10 protein-coding genes and 2 pseudogenes are annotated in these 16,316 nt (G+C 68.8%); 3 read left to right on the top strand and 9 right to left on the bottom strand.

Features of this window, described 5'->3' with window-relative positions; all coding sequences use genetic code 11:
• Window positions 1-129: 129 nt before the first annotated feature.
• From OG302_RS36415 to OG302_RS36390, 6 genes and pseudogenes are all read right to left on the bottom strand, one after another.
• Window positions 130-2,313: an MMPL family transporter gene (locus OG302_RS36415; protein ID WP_371530669.1), complete on the bottom strand. Its 2,184-nt coding sequence runs from the start codon at window positions 2,311-2,313 to the stop codon at window positions 130-132.
• 138 nt (window positions 2,314-2,451) lie between these two features.
• Window positions 2,452-4,095: pseudogene (locus OG302_RS36410) on the bottom strand (hybrid sensor histidine kinase/response regulator); the annotation flags it as partial.
• A gap of 63 nt (window positions 4,096-4,158) precedes the next feature.
• Window positions 4,159-5,934 (bottom strand): annotated as a pseudogene (locus OG302_RS36405) (AAA family ATPase); the annotation flags it as partial.
• 4 nt (window positions 5,935-5,938) lie between these two features.
• Window positions 5,939-6,208, bottom strand: coding sequence for a CU044_2847 family protein (locus OG302_RS36400; protein ID WP_371530668.1), 270 nt, complete (start codon window positions 6,206-6,208; stop codon window positions 5,939-5,941).
• 163 nt (window positions 6,209-6,371) lie between these two features.
• Window positions 6,372-7,613 (bottom strand): lytic transglycosylase domain-containing protein, encoded by a 1,242-nt coding sequence (locus OG302_RS36395; protein WP_371530667.1) that lies wholly within the window; start codon window positions 7,611-7,613, stop codon window positions 6,372-6,374.
• 162 nt (window positions 7,614-7,775) lie between these two features.
• The gene (locus OG302_RS36390) at window positions 7,776-8,996 is read right to left on the bottom strand and encodes a glycosyltransferase (RefSeq protein WP_371530666.1); all 1,221 of its coding nucleotides are present in this window, start codon (window positions 8,994-8,996) and stop codon (window positions 7,776-7,778) included.
• A 601-nt stretch (window positions 8,997-9,597) separates the two neighbouring features.
• On the opposite strand from OG302_RS36390, the gene OG302_RS36385 reads away from it, so the two are divergent.
• Together OG302_RS36385 and OG302_RS36380 are read left to right on the top strand one after the other, a co-directional pair.
• Complete coding sequence (locus tag OG302_RS36385; protein WP_371530665.1) at window positions 9,598-10,737, top strand: DUF6801 domain-containing protein; 1,140 nt, start codon at window positions 9,598-9,600, stop codon at window positions 10,735-10,737.
• Between the two features lie 111 nt (window positions 10,738-10,848).
• On the top strand, window positions 10,849-11,859 hold the full coding sequence (locus tag OG302_RS36380) for a WxL protein peptidoglycan domain-containing protein (RefSeq protein ID WP_371530664.1): 1,011 nt from the start codon (window positions 10,849-10,851) through the stop codon (window positions 11,857-11,859).
• Between the two features lie 113 nt (window positions 11,860-11,972).
• Here the strand turns inward: OG302_RS36380 and OG302_RS36375 are convergent, their stop codons facing one another.
• On the bottom strand, window positions 11,973-12,920 hold the full coding sequence (locus OG302_RS36375; RefSeq protein ID WP_371530663.1) for a DUF6801 domain-containing protein: 948 nt from the start codon (window positions 12,918-12,920) through the stop codon (window positions 11,973-11,975).
• A 526-nt stretch (window positions 12,921-13,446) separates the two neighbouring features.
• Between OG302_RS36375 and OG302_RS36370 the strand changes: the two genes are divergently transcribed.
• A complete protein-coding gene (locus OG302_RS36370) occupies window positions 13,447-14,706 on the top strand; it encodes a DUF6801 domain-containing protein (RefSeq protein ID WP_371530662.1) in 1,260 nt (419 codons plus the stop codon).
• Between the two features lie 85 nt (window positions 14,707-14,791).
• Here the strand turns inward: OG302_RS36370 and OG302_RS36365 are convergent, their stop codons facing one another.
• Both OG302_RS36365 and OG302_RS36360 read right to left on the bottom strand, forming a co-directional pair.
• A complete protein-coding gene (locus OG302_RS36365) occupies window positions 14,792-15,538 on the bottom strand; it encodes a cyclopropane-fatty-acyl-phospholipid synthase family protein (RefSeq protein ID WP_371530661.1) in 747 nt (248 codons plus the stop codon).
• Between the two features lie 190 nt (window positions 15,539-15,728).
• Window positions 15,729-16,307 (bottom strand): hypothetical protein, encoded by a 579-nt coding sequence (locus OG302_RS36360; RefSeq protein WP_371530660.1) that lies wholly within the window; start codon window positions 16,305-16,307, stop codon window positions 15,729-15,731.
• Window positions 16,308-16,316: the final 9 nt, after the last annotated feature.

Genomic DNA, 16,316 nt, shown 5'->3' with positions numbered 1-16,316 from the left:
GCCTCATCTCAATTCGAAAGCCCCTGTTCACCGGGAACAGGGGCAGAGAATGGGATTTTCGAAACCACGGAAAGAAGTGCGGGAAACCCTGTTTTCCACGGGCTTCCCGCACTCCGGCTCAGGTAGGGGTCAGACCCTGGCTTCTTCCTCGACCCCGGCTCGTGTGGCCGGGGTCGTCTTCGACGCCCGTCCCCCGGGCATCCACCAGTTGGCCTTGCCGCACAGTTCCATCACGGCGGGTACGAGGACCATCCGGATGATGGTGGCGTCGATGAACACCGCGACGGCCATGCCCAGACCGATCTGCTTGATCGAGACGTCAGGGCCGAGCAGGGAGGTGGTGAAGACGGCGATCATGATGGCGGCCGCGGCCGTGATGACCTTGGCGGTACGCGCCAGGCCACGAGTCACGGCGATCCGGGTGTCACCGGTGCGCTCGTACTCCTCACGGACCCGCGAGATCAAGAAGACCTCATAGTCCATGGACAGCCCGAACAGGACCGGGAACATCATCATCGGCACCCAGGTCGTGATCGGCATCTCCGTGGGGAAACCGAGGGCGGAGCCGAGCCATCCCCACTGCACCACCGCGACCAGCACCCCGTAGGCGGCACCGATCGACAGCAGGTTCATCACGGCGGCCTGCAGCGCGATGGTGACCGACCGCACCAGCGCGATCAACAGCAGCAGGGACATCACGATGACGATCGCGATCATGAAGGGGAGGCGCGAGCTGGTCTCGTCGGCGAAGTCGATGGCGCCGGCGTTCGGACCGCCGACATAGACGTCTTCGCCGTCGGGTGCCTTGGACAGCACGTCGTCGCGGAGCTCGTGCACCAGGTCCGCCGTTGCCTCCTCCTGGTACCCGGTCTTGGGGAAGGCCATGAAGGTGGCAGCCTGCCCGTCCTTGCTCACTCGGGGTTGCGTGGCGTAGGCGATGCCCTCGGTCTTCCGCACCGCTTCGACGACGGGCTGCAGATCGGCGCCCTTGGAGTCGATCTCGGTGGCGAAGATCAGCGGCGCGCCGTAGCCGGGGCCGAATCCCTCGGAGACGATCTCGTACGAGGTGTAACTGCTCCTGTCCCGGGGCTGGACACTGGCGTCGGGCAGGCTCAACCGCATCGACAGCGCGGGAGCGGCCAGCACCAGCAGACCCGTTCCCGCCAGCACCGCGGCGATCAAGGGCTTGCGCTGCACCACGCCGGCCCAGCGCTCGGCCGGCGTGCGGCGCTCCCGCGAGGGGACACCGGCGGGCTTGTTCTGGTTCCTGCGGGACGTGCGACGAGGCAGGCGCAGCGAGTTGATCTTGTGGCCGGTGAAGCCGAGGAAGGCCGGCAGCAGAGTCACGGCGGCGATCATCGTGACCAGCACCGTCAGCGACGCGCCGATGGCCACGCCGGTCATCAGCCGCTGTCCCATGGTGACCAGGCCCAGGAGCGCCAGCACGACGGTCGTGCCCGCGAACAGCACGGCGTGACCTGCGGTCGTGATGGCCTTGACCGTGGCGGCCTCGGGCTCATCCCCCTCCTGCAGGCTCTCCTTGTAGCGCGTCACGATGAACAGTGCGTAGTCGATGCCGACGCCGAGCCCGATCAGGGCCGCGACGAGCACGGTGAAGTCGGGCGAGGGAACCAGGTGCCCGACGAGCTTGATGAGGGCGATGCCTCCGAGGATCGCCATCAGTGCGGTCACGATCGGCAGGCCCATCGCCACCAGCGAACCGAAGGCGATGAACAGGATCACCGCTGCCGCCAGGACACCCACGCTCTCGGCCGGGCCCTGCTTGGGGGTTTCGGCCTTCTCGGCCTTGTCCCCGCCGAGCCCAAGGATCACCCCGTCACCCGAGGCGTCCTTCACCGTGTCCACCAGGGGCTTGACGTCGGTCTTCGGCACGTCCTGGTCGGTGAGCGGGATCGTCGTACGGGCGATGCGCCGATCCTCCGTCACCAGATCCTTGTCCTCGTACGGCGAGGTCACCGGTCCCGTGACGGAGGAGTCGGAGAGATCTGCGACGACCTTCTCGATCTTCTTCCGCGCGGCCGGGTCGTCGATTCCCTTCTCCGCCTTGATGGCCAGAGTCAGCGTGTCGCCCTGCTGTTCGGGAAAGTGCTTCTCGACCAGGACCTGCGCCTTGGCGGAGCCGGAGTCCCCACCGGTGAAGTCGTTGTCGGACGCGGCACCGAAACCGAAGCCGACGAACGCGAGAGCGATCACACCGACGATCCAGGTCAGGAGGACCAGTCGGCGACGCCGGTAACAGAACCGGGCCAGTCCCGCCAGAGCCCCATCCGTGCGGGGAGTCTCGGTTGGCATCGTCTTCTCCTCGAGTCATTGAGCGGTGCGCTCAATCCTCGTGATCAGACTCAGCCGAGTCGACGTACGTATGCAGGCACTATTCCGCTTCCACTACCACGGGCGCGGTACTCCGTTCGCGGTACACGCAGGAGTTCTCTACGCGGCGTCCCCGGCGTCGTTCCCTTCGCGCATCCGTCGGCTCACGAGGGAGAGCAAGTGATCCGAGTCGACCGGCTTCGTCACGTAGTCGGAAGCACCGGACTCGACAGCCCGCTCGCTGTCGCCCTTCGTGGCCTCCGTGGTGAGCGCGATGATCGGGAGTCCGGCGAACTGGGGGCTTCTGCGGATCGTTCTGGCCGTCGTGTGCCCGTCCGGCCCCGTCATGTCCAGCAACAGGACCCTCACGTCGTCGTACTGTTCGAGGATCTCGATGCCTTCGCGGCCGTCCTCCGCGTACAGCACGGACAATCCTTGCCACTCGAAGACGCTGGTGAGCGCGAACACGCTCCGGATGTCCTCGTCGACGATCAGTACCTTCTCGCCCTGAAAGGTGGGTGCGGACGGCTCCGGACCCGTCCAGCCGAATGAGTCTGCTCCTTGTCGCGGATTCGCCGCCCTCTGTATGTCCTCGCGTCGGGCCACCGCCGAGGCAGGGGCGCTCCGTTGCGGATACCGGACCGGCAGTGGCTCTGCGAAGTCCTTCGGCAAGTACAGGGTGAAGGTGGAGCCGTGGCCCGGTTCGCTCGCCGCGTGGATCTCGCCGCCGAGGAGGCGTGCGATCTCCCGGCTGATGGACAGCCCGAGGCCCGTGCCGCCGTACTTCCTGCCGACCATGCTGCTGCCCTGTTTGAACGCCTCGAAGATGATCTGCATCTTGCTTGCCTCGATACCGATGCCGGTGTCGCTCACCGAGAAGGCGATCAGATCCGCGTCCGCGTCCCGCAGCGATCCGGCCTCCAGGAGCTGTTCGCGGATGTCATGGGGCACATCGGCGTTGGCGTACCTGAGCACCAGATCGACCGCTCCGGAGTCGGTGAACTTCACCGCGTTGGACAGGAGGTTGCGCAGCACCTGGAGGAGCCGCATCTCGTCCGTGTGCAGCGTCTCGGGCAGCTCCGGAGACACATGTATGGAGAAGTCGAGGCCCTTCTCCTCGGTCAGCGGCCGGAACGTGGCCTCTACGTAGTCCACCAGCTGCACCACGGCGATCCGCGTCGGGGAGACATCCATCTTGCCCGCCTCGACCTTCGACAGGTCGAGGATGTCGTTGATCAGCTGCAGCAGATCCGAGCCCGCACCGTGGATCGTCTCGGCGAACTGCACCTGCTTGGGAGTGAGGTTCTCGTCGGCGTTGGTCGCGAGCAACTTGGCCAGGATCAGCAGGGAGTTGAGCGGCGTCCGCAGCTCGTGCGACATGTTCGCGAGGAACTCGGACTTGTACCGCATCGAAATCGCGAGCTGCTCGGCGCGCTCCTCCAGGACCTGCCTGGCCTCTTCGATCTCGGTGTTCTTGACCTCGATGTGGCGGTTCTGCTGGGCGAGCAGCTCGGCCTTCTCCTCCAGCTCCGCGTTGGAGCGCTGCAAGGCCGCCCGATGCTCCTCCAACTCGTGCGAGCGCTGCCGCAGTTGCTCGGTCAGCTCCTGTGACGCACTGAGCATTTGTTCGGTCTGCTGCTGCATCATGATCTCTTGGCGGCTGCCTTCGATGAGGCGTGTGACCGGCTCGGGGATGTCGTGGGCGCGTTCACCAAGCCATCGGTCGGCTTCCGCGAGACGAGTGGCGGACAAGAGGTCGCCCTCCCCCGCCCGCTCCTCGATGACGGCGAGCCACTGCTGGAAATCGGCGTCGTCCTCCACCCAGGTCGCCAGCCTGGCCCATTCCCGGATCAGTGCTTCATGCGCGATTTCCGCGGTGTCGGGCCCCTCCGGACCAAGGACGACCAGCCTCTGTTCGGGGTCCGCGAGAAGCTGCGCTATGTACCAGTCCTTGCCGAGGTGGGAGCGGTGGGCGGTGACGCGGACCGCGCTTGAGGCGCCCCCGCGGGCGCGGACCATGGACAGCAGCACACGGCGGATTCGGGACTCATCCAGCTGTTCGGACAGCGTGCGGAACACCTTCTCCGCATGCTGGTTCAGTGCGCCGGACACACCGCCGAGGCCGTGGTAACTGTCAAAACTGACGCGCCTGTCGTGCTGCAGGGGCCACAGTTCCGTAAGGGTGAACTCCAGCAGCGGGAGGCTGCCCGCCGCTCTGCTCGCCTCCGCCGCGATGGTCTCCGCCAGACCGGGTGTGAAAGCGACGCCCGTCACTGCGGCCGGCTCTACGATCACGCGGGTCAGGGCCAGTTCGTCCAAGGGGGACACGTTCAATTGGCGGTCCTGGAGGCGGGGCCCGATGTCGGGCATCTCCAACAGGTCGGGGAGGAAGTCCGCGCGCAGGGTGCACACCAGGCGTACGTTCGGGTCCTGCGCCTCGTCCGGGGGCGGAAGGAACTGCCGCAGGAAACCGAGGGGCTCCTGCCGGTCCGAGCCGCTGCTCAGCACCTCCTCGAACTGGTCGCCGACCAAGGCCAGTCGGCGCCCCGTCAGCACCGCCAGCCTTGAGGCGACCGTCCAGAACCCCTCCTCCCGCACGGCGCGAGCACGGTGTTCCAGTTCCTCCAGGCTGTGATTCCGCCGTGGGTGCTCGAGCTCCAGCAAGGCGCGGGCGACGGACTCGTAGGGAGCCATGCCCGGCCGGAACGAGGCCACTGACCACCCGTCCGCGGCCAGCTCGGGCTCCAGCCCGGCTGCCACCAGCGACGACTTCCCCACCCCGGACGGCCCCGTGACCATGACCAACGGCTGGGCCTTCACCATGGCCCGGAGCCTTTCGACCTCCCTCTCCCGCCCCACGAACACACCGGCCGAGGCGTCATCGGCACTGAACGCCTGCAGCCCTCGGTAGGGGCAGGGCGGGAGGACGCTCCGGCCCAGGAATTCGGGCCATGCGGCAGACACCTCCGACAACGGCACGGCGTACGCGTCACCGGCGGAGCCGTCGCGGCTCGCGAGCGAGAGCATGCCGACGATCGCGTCTCCCCAGCGGTCCGCGGCAACGACCGGCGACCCGCTGTACCCCGGTTGCGCCCGTAGAGCGGACTCGCTGTCTGCATCCAGCTGGATGAGTCCTCCACCGACCGCACCGCGCAGCACACACATACTCCAGGCACCGTTGGCCGTACGGGGCGGGTTTCCGGGATAGCCGAAGACCTTCACCTCGGCATCGCCGACAAGGCCCATGCGGGCGTCGAGCAACCGGGCAGCCCCCGCACCAACGGGAAGAGTGTCCCCGCCGACCAGCACAAGACCCGCCACATCCCGGCCCAGGCGGCCGACCCCGGGCGGTGGATCCCAGGAACTGACCCGGCAATGCCGCAGAGGCGCTCCTTCCGCATCCCCCAAGAGCACGAACTCGACCTGGATACGCGCCTCTCCGGCAGGGCAGTCCACGCAGTCCTTCGTCCGCCCCAGGGCGACGTTGACCACGTGGGCACAGGTCACGATCTGCTTGTCACCGACGACGAAGCCGACACCGATGGGCGCACCCGATGTGCCGGCGCGGATCTTGACGATGAATCCCTCACGCTGCGCGCCCATTGCTTCAGGGGCGATTCCACGTCAGGCGTACGGCGAAATTCACTTCCGCCGTTCCTTTGGCGATGATGACACCCGTCTCACCGCCCATCTTCAGGCCGAACTCCACCTCTGCCTCGTCCGGCCCCAGCTCCCGAAGTGTCTCGGCGACCATGGCCAGAGTGGGCTTCACCTGCTCCAAGGCCTCATGGAACGACGTCCGCGTGCGCGCCAGCATGCCGTTCCCGGCTGCCAATTCCAGATCCGCGCCGTCCGGATCGGCGTCGGTCTCGAACACGGCAACTACCTCGCTGCTGTCACCGAGCATCATCGTCAACTGCTGTGACAAAGCACGTCCCCCTGGCCCCTGGTCTACGCTCACGCCGCTGTCGCGGCCCCCTCCATCCTCGGGGACGCCACCCTCACTGCGCAGCAAGAAGCACAGGTTCGGGTGACGGCGCTCACGGTGCGCAGGAGTCCGGTGGCCTTGTGTTCGACGGAGTGGATGACGGTGAGGGCTCGGGCGACCCCGTCGGGGAGGGAGACGGTGAGGGGGAGGGCGAAGGTGAAGGGGGTGGGGTGTCGGAGGGGGGCGGGTCGTCTGACGGGGACGACGGGGATGACGGGGTGGGGCAGCCCGGGGTGGGACCGGGGGTGGAAGGTGCGGGGCTTGTTCCGGGAGGAGGAGTGGAGGGGCGTGGGCCGGGGTGGGTCGGGCCGCCCGGAGACGCGGAGTCGCCCGGCCGTGGGCGCGACGGATCCGACGGGTTCGACGGGTTCGACGGGTTCGACGGCTGCGGGCCGACGACCACGCCTCCTCCGCCGTTCGGCCGGGTCGCGGGGGTCTTGCCGCCCGGCCCGGGACTGGTCGGCAGCGGGCCGCGGCCGTCGGGCACCTCGTGGACGCCACGGCGGTAGAAGTCCAGCCAGGCCAGGACCGTGCGCAGATAGGCGGCCGAATGGTTGTAGCTGAGGATCGCCCGGTCCAGGTCCGCCTTGATCGCGAGGTCGCGGTCGCCCGCGCACAGGTAGCGGCCGGCGGCGAGTGCGGCGTCGTGGATGTTGTGCGGGTCGGCACGGCCGTCGTCGTTGCCGTCGGCGCCCCAGCGGACCCAGGTGGAGGGGATGAACTGCATCGGCCCCACAGCCCGGTCGTAGGTCGTGTCGCCGTCGTACGCCCCGCTGTCCGTATCGGAGATCCGGGCGAATCCGCTGCCGTTGAGGACGGGTCCGAGGATGGGGCTGAGTGTCGTGCCGTCCGCGTCGACCCGGCCGCCGCGGGCCTGCCCGGACTCCACCTTGCCGATGGCGGCGAGCAGTTGCCACGGCAGGCGGCAGCCTGGGTCGGTCGCGGCGAGGGCGGCCTCGGCCCGCCGATAGGCGGTGAGGACCGTGGCCGCGATCCCGGACTGGGTCCGCACCTCGATGTCCTCGCTCCCGCCGCCGCCCGGTGCGCTCTTCCTGCTCCGCAGGGGCGGGAGTTCGGTGTGGTACGCGTCCGCCGAGGGGCCGGCAGGGGGGATCCACCCGTCGTTCCCGGTGACGCTGTCCGGGGCTGCTCCGCGTCGGGGCGCGGCGAGCGGGCTGCCGGGCGCGCCCGATGCGGTCAGCCCGGCCATCGCGACGGCCGCGACGACCGTACCGGCCAGGCCCCGACGGATGCGGCAACTACCCTTCTTACGATGTCTGTTGCCCGTGGACATGACTCACCTCTCGAAGTGGGGTGGCGGGGGCGCGGCGGCGTTCGCGAGCGCGGCGGTCAATTCCCTTGGGACGCGTGGTGGTTGACGACTGCATGGCCGGAACCGCCCCGCGCCCGCACCCCCAGCTGGTTGGTCGCCGCCGGTCGTGACGGCTGCACCCGGCTATATCTGCAGTCCCTGCCATGGGTTCTCCTGCTCAGCGGCGACGAGCTCTTCGAGGCGTGCGGCCGCTGTCGGCGCTCCGCCCGCCTCGCGAAAGGAGCGGCTGACGCGGCGCGCGGCCGCGGCGAAGTGAGGGCGGCCGAGCACGGCCTCCAGCGCGGATCCGACAGCCTTGGCATCCCTCCGGCCGAACCGCACCCGCACGCCCGCGCCCACGGCAACGACCTGGGCGGCGACGACGGGCTGGTCACCGCGGACCGGGGCGACCACCAGGGGGACGCCGTGCCACAGGGCCTCGGTGACGGAGTGGTGCCCGGCGTGGCAGACGATGGCGTCCGCGCGGGCCAGGAGCTCGAATCGGGGCACGGCGGGGTGGATCAGTACGTCGTCGCCGCACGGCGATCCGAGGATGCCGCAGGGGTCGGCGACCACCGCGCGCAGTTCGCGTGATCGGGCGCGTACGCCGTCGACGCACTGGGCGAGGAAATGGGCGCCCACTACGGGGTCGGCGGGGTCGGCAGGGTCGAGGGAGACCAGGACCAGCGCCCGGTCGTCGTCCCGGTCGACCCACCCCCACGGAAAGCCGTCGTCGGGGGCATCGGCGCGAGAGCCGAGCACCGGTCCGACGAAGCACACCGGGCCGCGGTCCGGCACCTGTGGGCCGGTGAGTTCGCTGGTGGAGAAGACCAGCGTGAGCCGTGGCGAGAAGCGCGGGTCGTAGCGGGCGGACGGGTCACCGAGGCGCAGCCGAAGCCCGTCGAGGAGATCGGTGAGCCACTGGTCGGACTGCGGCACGGCCCCGGCGATGGGACTGCCCGGCAGCTCCGTGGGAACCGTCGAGGAGGTGACGTAGGGGACGCCGAGCCGCTCCGCCACGAGCGCGCCCGCGACCGCCTGCTGGTCGACGACGAGCAGGTCGGGCCCGAACTCCATGACGGCGGCGGTCACTCCGGGCGCCATGGCGTACGCGAGTGGCGCGAAGAAGTCGCCCCACAGGAACCGCAGGCCTGCCGCGCCGCGCGGATCGCGGGGTCGGGCGTCGCCGGGCGGCACGCTCGCGCAGGGGAAGACGGGGCTGTCGGCGGACGCCAGGCCCTCCAGCGCGGCAGGCTGCCCGGCCCAGGCCACCTCGTGCCCCCGGCCCGCGAGTTCGGCGGCGACGGCCGAGGCCGGGTGGACGTGAGGGGCGAGCGGCGGCACCACGAAGAGGAAGCGACTCATCGGGCCCCGGCCCCGCCCAGCGACCACGTGCGGCCGTACTCCGGTGCGGGAGGGCACGTCGGTGACGGGAACCCCGCAATGCCCAGGGCCGGTTGGGCATTGCGGGTGTCGGGGAGCACCGGTCGTATGTCCGGGCGGCCGGAAGGGATCAACCCCGGGACCGCGTCCGGGATTGCCTCGCAAGACAGCATCAGAACTCCGACCGCTCGGCGACACAGGAAATTGCGTTGAATTGACGATCGAGCCGAGAGCGGAAGCTAGTCGCGCCTCGATAAGCCGGTCAAGAGCAGTTTCGTCACGCACCGAGGATCTGTTGCGCGGTGAGCAAGGAGCCGGAAGGAGTTGTCACCCGGACTCATCGGGATCGCGTAGAAAATTTGGCACCGATGTACGAGTCCGCATTGCTTGTTAGTCACTCGCGGATGAAGAAGCCCCCGAATGCGGGCAGTTGAATTCCTCTGGTAATCGACACCTTGACCGCCCGACTACCCGTCAGTAGTTTACCGATCCGAAACAGGGCCGTATCTGGCGAAGATAGCGACATGTACGGCCATTCTTCCTTCACCCGTTCTGCTCGTTCACGCAGTACGAGAGGCAGCTCATGAGAGCTAATCGAAAGAGATCCGGGGTGCGCGGCGCCCTGGCCGCGGTCGCGACCGCCGGCCTGGTAACCGGCATGCTCACCCTCACGGGAGGCACCGCTTCCGCAGTTCCGCTGCAATTGGATCAGAAGTACACCTGCAAGTTCCCGATCATCAACAACGACCCGATCGAGATCCGAATCTCCGCGGACATGCCCACCTCCATGAAGGTGGGCGAGACAGTGCCCGAGTACGACATCAAGGCCGTCACCAAGGTCAGCGCGCGGGCCGCCCAGGGCCTCGGTGTCATGGGCGCGGTCACGCTGGAGGGCAAGGCCACCGCGGACGTGGTCGTCGCGCTGCCGGGCGGCGAGGGCACACTGCCGATCAAGGTGGTCAACACCGTCGCCAAGGCCAACATCCCCAATCCCGCAGCCGCGTTCGAGGTCGACGCCACCGGCAAGTCCCCCGGCGACCTGCTGACCTGGGCCAAGCCCGGTACCGCCAAGTTCGACGTGACCGGCCTCAAGCTGCACAACATGATCGCCCGGGACGCCGAGGGGAAGCCCGTCCAACTCCCGCCGTTCGGCGACGAGTTCGACACCGCATGCACGCTCGGCGCGGACCAGCCGACGCTCCTGCACACGATGGAGATCCTGGGTGACGATCCCGGCCCCGGCCCCGGACCGAATCCCACGACCGGCAAGCAGAACGTGAACACCAAGGTCACCCCCAAGCAGGGCGGCGGCCAGCTCACCATGGCCCAGGCGGGCGACACCGTCGCGCTGTCCCCGGTCGAGGAGGGCACGGCCGGCAGCTCGACGGGCGACCTGCAGAAGGTGACCGTCAAGGACGCCCGTAACGGCGCCACCGGCTGGTCACTCACCGGGAAGGTCACCGACTTCACGGGCAACGCCGGCACCATCGGCGCGGACAAGCTCGGCTGGACGCCGTCCTGCGCGACGGCTCCCGGGTCGGCAAGTACCTGTGTGCCGGGCACAAAGGGGCCGGTCGGCGGGGCGGGCGCCACACTCGCGAGCGCGCCCGACGGGGCGCAGACGGGCGGCGAGTTCACGGTCGGCGCGGGCCTCGCGCTCGACGTTCCGGCGACCGCGGCCGCCGGTGACTACGCGGCCGTTCTCACGCTCACTCTGACCTGATCCCGCACTCCGCCAGGTGGGCCGGCCGTCGTACGGCGACCGGTCCACCTCTTCGGCGTTACCCCGCCCTTCCCGTTACATCTCTTCGCATCACTTCGCTCTGGGGGCCGCATGAACCTCGCCCGTACGCAGCTCAGGCATCACAGATACGCCGCCGTAGTCATCGCCGCCCTGACCCTCGCACTGGGCCTGCTCACCGCGAGCCCACCACCGGTCGCGTACGCCGCCGACAACGGCCGCTGGTCCGTCTTCCCCGCCGAGAAGGCCGACAAGGCCGACAAGGCCGGGAGTCACCGGGCGTACTTCCGGATGAAGGCGGATCCGGGCCGCACCGTGCAGGACGAGGTCACCGTCTCCAATCTCGCCAAGGAACCGGTGACCTTTCTGCTCTATGCCGCCGACGCGTACAACACCCCGCGCGACGGCGGCTTCGCGGTGCGCGAGCCCACCGAGAAGCAGCGGTCCGTCGGCGTGTGGACGCGCCTCGAACGTACGGAAGTACGTGTTCCGGCAGGCGGCAGGGCCACCGTGCCGTTCACCGTCGCCATCCCGCGCACCGCCTCGCCCGGCGACCACCCCGGTGCCGTCATCGCCCTGGACAAGCGCGTCGCCCGCGCTAAGGGCACCGGCGTCGGCGTCCGGCAGGCCGTCGGGGCCCGGATCTACCTCCAGGTCAACGGCGAGCGGAAGCCAGGCCTGAGCGTCCAGGACGTGACGTTCGACTACGACGTACCCCTGCTGCCCGGCCTCGGCAAGGACGCCTCGGTCACGTATACGCTGGTCAACAACGGGAACGTGCAGCTGGAGCCGAGGGTCGACCTCAAGGCGAAGGGCCTGTTCGGCCGGACGTCCTTCGACAGCGCGGGCAACAAGCTGCCTGCCGAGCTGATGCCGGGCCAGCGGGTACGGATCACTCAGAAGTGGGCCGCGCCGCCTCCGCTGGACTGGGGCAGCGTCGAACTGACCGCGAGCGACAAGGGCGGTGAGCTGGTGGAGAGCGGGAGCACCGCGTATCGCACGGTGAACTGGGGCGTCCTCGTGACGCTCGCCCTGGTGGTGGTCTTCCTGGCCATGGGGGTGACGGTGCGGCGCCGCAGGGCCCGTTCCGCCGTGCCGAGTTGACTCCTTCGACACGACGACACATGGCCGCCGAGGGCCCGGAGCGCCGTCGCGCTCCGGGCCTTGTGCTGCCGTACGACGCCGCCCTGGAGCAGCGGCTTCGTGGGCTCGGAGCCTCAGACCGCCTCGTCGTCCCTCCTGAGCCGCCGTGGCAGATAGTGGAAGGCCGCGATGCCGGCGGCACCGAGGCCTCCCGCGGCCGCCACCATCAGGCCGACGCCCGACATTCCGGTGGCCGCGAGCGCGCCCGAGCCGCCGGTCACCTGAGTGTCCAGCTGAGTGCCGGAGGATCCGGAGCCGTCACTCGAACCCGCGCCACCCGTGCCGCCCGAGGGGCCGGAGTCGCCGCCCGAGGAACCGCCGGCCGTGGCGCCGGGGGCGGACGGGTCCGTGGGATCGGAGGGGTCCGTCGGCGGATCCGTCGGCGGATCGGTAGGCGGGTCGGTCGGCGGGTCCGTGGGCGGATCCGTCGGGTCCGTGCCGCCGTCGCCCGTGATCGTCATGGTGTGCAGGAGTGTCTTCTGACCTGAGTCGAGAGTGCACTCCGCGGTGAACTCGTCGCCGTTCGGCGGGAGTTGCACGGGCTTGCCCGCCGCGTCGCGGGCGATCATGTTGTGCAGCTTCAGGCCCTTGACGTCGAAGGCCGCATCGCCCGCCTTGCCCCACGTCAGCAGCCCGCCCGGCGACTTTCCGGTCGCCGTCACCTCGAACGCCGCGGCGGGGTTGGGGATCTCGGCCTTGGCGACCGTGTTGACGACCTTGATGGGCAGCGTGCCGTCGCCGCCGGGCTGGGTGACGACGACATCGGCGGTGGCCCTGCCCTCCAGCGTGACCGCGCCCATGACGCCTAGGCCCTGGGCGGCCCGCGCGCTGACCTTGGTGACGGCCTTGATGTCGTACTCGGGGACCGTCTCGCCCACCTTCATGGTGTTGGGCATGTCCGTGGTGATCGCGGCCTCGATGGCGTCATTGCTGATGATCGGGAACTTGCAGGTGTATTTCTGCGTGAGCGACACCGGCTCGGCCGAAGCACTGCCACCACCACCGGTCAGCGCGAGCAACACCCCGGCAACCCCGGTCAGGGCCGATCCCCGCGCCCACCTCGCCGTGACTATTCCTGGTCGCTCCCCCCTGCCCTTTCCCTTACCCTCTCCCCTGCGGTTTCCCATACGATCTCCCATGTGCGGCCCCACTTCTGAGAATTGGCACAACCCAGAAATGAGTACTGACAGCCAAGGCGCCCGTCAACCCGATAGGCGCAGTCCGACGAAGTCCGACGCAGTCCTGCGACACGGGTCCCACAATTTGTCATCCACGCACCATCACGTACTCACCGCGGCCACAAATCTGCCCGATCGCCACCCCCTTTCATCGTCAGGTTGAAGCAGACCTTGACCGCCCAACTACTCATCAGTAGTTTGCGTATTCGAAACACCGCCGTATTGCCCGCAGCAATTCTGTCGGCAGATTCCTCGCGACGGCGCATTTCGCCTCTCCGATTTCCCTGGACGGCTGGGCCGGCGAGTCCGGAATCGCAGAGGTGGCACCGACGTTCGTTCGTGCCCATTCACGTAGCCCGAGAGGTAGTCCATGGGAGCGCACAAGAGACAAGTCAGGGCACGCACCGCCCTGAGCGCGGTGGCGGCCGCCGGCCTCGTCACCGGCCTGGTCACCCTGAGCGGCGGTTCCGCCTCCGCCGACCCGGTGAAGCTCACCCAGAAGTACACCTGCAAGTTCCCGATCATCAACAACGACCCGATCGAAGTTGAGATCACCTCGGACATGCCCACCACCATGAAGGTGGGCGAGACGGTCCCCGAGTACGACATCAAGGCCGTCACCAAGGTCAGCGCGCGGGCCGCCCAGGGCCTAGGCGTCATGGGCGCGGTCACGCTGGAGGGCAAGGCCACCGCCGATGTGAACGTGACCCTGCCGGGCGGCAGCGGCAACCTTCCCATCAAGGTCGTCAACACCGTCGCCAAGGGCGACATCCCCAACCCGGCGGCAGGATTCACCCTCACCGCCAACGGCAAGTCGCCCGGCGGGCTGCTGACCTGGGAGAAGGAGGGCACGGCCACGTTCGACGTGACGGGCCTCAAGCTGCACAACATGATCGCCCGGGACGCCGAGGGGAAGCCCGTCCAACTACCGCCGAACGGCGACGAGTTCACCGCGGACTGCACCCTGGACGCGGGCCAGCCCACCGCGCTGCACACGATGACCGTGAACGGCGGCGGCACGGACCCCACGGATCCGCCGACGGACCCACCGACCGACCCGCCCACCGATCCCCCGACCGACCCCCCTACGGACCCGCCCACCGACCCGCCGGGCGATGACCCGGTGAAGCTCAACTTCGACATCAAGGGCACGTCGTCCATCAAGGCCGCCAACGGCAACGCGGCACTGGCGGGCGGCATCGACACCCGCTACGACCTGAGCAAGGGCACCTTCGACGCCGACCTGAGGCTCGACCCGACCAAGGGCAAGTTCACCATCATGGGCTTCCTGCCCACGACCGCGGACATCGCCTTCGAGCAGACCGGAAAGACCACCGGCACGCTGGACACCGCCGGCGCCCTGAAGTCGAAGTCCGAGATGCTCGTCAGGCTCTCCAGCGTCAACGCCTTCGGCATTCCCATCGGCGGGGGCCCCGACTGCAAGACGGTCGCGCCCGCCAAGATCGACCTCGCCAGCGAGGGCCGCTTCCAGCCGTACACCGGCGGCAAGCTCAAGGGCACCTACACCCTGCCCGGTCTGAAGGGCTGCGGCGCCCTCAACGACATCATCAGCACCTTCATGGCAGGTCCCGGCAACACCATCGACATGGACCTCACCTACAAGAAGTAGCAAGGACCAGTGTGGGTCCGGGCGGCATGCCGCCCGGACCCACACTCATCGAGCCGTCAGGAGCCCTGGCGGCTTCAGCGGCGCATCAGCGACGCATCAGCGCGAAGACCCCCCAGCCGAGGTATTCACGCTCGTAGCGCGCATAGCGGGCGGGATCGGTGGTGAGCTCGGCCCGTACCTCGGCGGCCAGCTCGTCATCGGGGTTCCCGTCCAGCCAGCGGCGGAGGTTGAGCCACCGTGCCGCCCGGTACCGGTCCCAGCTGTCCTGATCGGCCAGCACCATTTCCACGACGTCGTACCCGAGACCGCCGAACTGCTCGATCAGCTCCGGAAGTGCCAGGAAGTCGTCCTTGCCGCCGGCGTGGCAGGCTTCCGCGGTTTCCTGGTCCGGCGCTTCCCGACGCCAGTACGGCTCGCCGATCAGCATGAGGCCCCCGGGGCGCAGGCTCCCGCCCAGGAGCTCGACGGAGCCGGCGACGCCGCCCCCGATCCAGGTGGCGCCGACGCACGCGGCGAGATCGACCGGCTCGTCCGCGACGAAGCCGGAGGCATCGTCGTGCACGAAGGTGACCCGGTCGGCGACGCCGAGTTCGGCGGCACGGGCGCGGGCCTTCTCGGTGAACACCGTGCTGATGTCCACCCCGGTCCCGGTGACGCCGTGGTCACGGGCCCAGGTGCACAGCATCTCGCCCGATCCGCTGGCGAGGTCGAGCACACGCGTCCCGGGTGTCAGGTGCAGGGCCTGGCCCAGGGCGGCGACCTTGCCGGGGGTGATCGGGTTGTGGAGGCGGTGGCTACTTTCGCGAATGGTGAAGATGCGTGGAAGATCCACGAGAGGTGTTCCTTAGGTTTGATGCGGTCACGGTGTACGCGGGAGACAGCCGACCGGAGTCGGCAGCCGTTGCTCGGACCGTCATCAAATGCACCTCATTCGAACGCATGGATCTTGAGCCTGGTCAGCCTATGGCTCCCAAGGTTCCCCCTCAACTGCATTTCTCCAGGAGCAGGGCGGCGCCCCGCCCTTACCCTGCCGACGGCGCCGAGCCTCCGGCGCCGGGCAGGTTCGCGCACTGCGGTGCCTTCTCGAAGGCCTGCTTGAGTGCGGGGTCGGCGCGGAAGTCATGGGCGGGGCCCTGGTAGGCACTGGCCTGGTCCATGCCCTTGCCGGCCTTCTTCAGCGCCGCCTTCAGGGACTTCTCGTCGGTGACCTTGGCTTTCTTGAGCTCGGCGGTGGTACCGGCGAGGCTGCTGCGGGCGTTGCGGAGGTTGGCGAGCGCCGTCTTGTACGCGGCGTCGCCACCCTCGACCGGCGGTGCGCCCTCCTGCCGCATCTTCGCGTCCAGCGCGCCGAGTTGGCGACCGAGCGCGTCCATGAAGGTGACGACCTCCGCGTGGTATTTCTTGGCGTCCCTGCTGTCCGCGGTGGGCACCGTCAGCTTGGACCCGACGTCCCGCACGCTGTCGCAGACGTCCGAGGCCCAGTCGACCTTCGGGTCTTCGTCGACACGCGAACTGCATCCCGACACCACCGCCGCGACCGCGACCCCCAAGGCGGCGGACATGAGCGCGGCGGTGTGCCGCTTCCGTCTCGTGATCTCCATGCCTGACTC

This window comes from Streptomyces sp. NBC_01283, from assembly GCF_041435335.1.
GTDB lineage: Bacteria > Actinomycetota > Actinomycetes > Streptomycetales > Streptomycetaceae > Streptomyces.
This window is presented reverse-complemented; position numbering and strand designations above follow the sequence as displayed.

What these genes read in the sequence shown, in the direction of transcription:
- OG302_RS36380 (WP_371530664.1), top strand. Translation starts at nt 10,849, where the DNA reads ATGAACCTCGCCCGTACGCAGCTCAGGCATCACAGATACGCCGCCGTA.
- OG302_RS36360 (WP_371530660.1), bottom strand. Translation starts at nt 16,307, where the DNA reads ATGGAGATCACGAGACGGAAGCGGCACACCGCCGCGCTCATGTCCGCC.
- OG302_RS36370 (WP_371530662.1), top strand. Translation starts at nt 13,447, where the DNA reads ATGGGAGCGCACAAGAGACAAGTCAGGGCACGCACCGCCCTGAGCGCG.
- OG302_RS36390 (WP_371530666.1), bottom strand. Translation starts at nt 8,996, where the DNA reads ATGAGTCGCTTCCTCTTCGTGGTGCCGCCGCTCGCCCCTCACGTCCAC.
- OG302_RS36395 (WP_371530667.1), bottom strand. Translation starts at nt 7,613, where the DNA reads ATGTCCACGGGCAACAGACATCGTAAGAAGGGTAGTTGCCGCATCCGT.
- OG302_RS36415 (WP_371530669.1), bottom strand. Translation starts at nt 2,313, where the DNA reads ATGCCAACCGAGACTCCCCGCACGGATGGGGCTCTGGCGGGACTGGCC.
- OG302_RS36385 (WP_371530665.1), top strand. Translation starts at nt 9,598, where the DNA reads ATGAGAGCTAATCGAAAGAGATCCGGGGTGCGCGGCGCCCTGGCCGCG.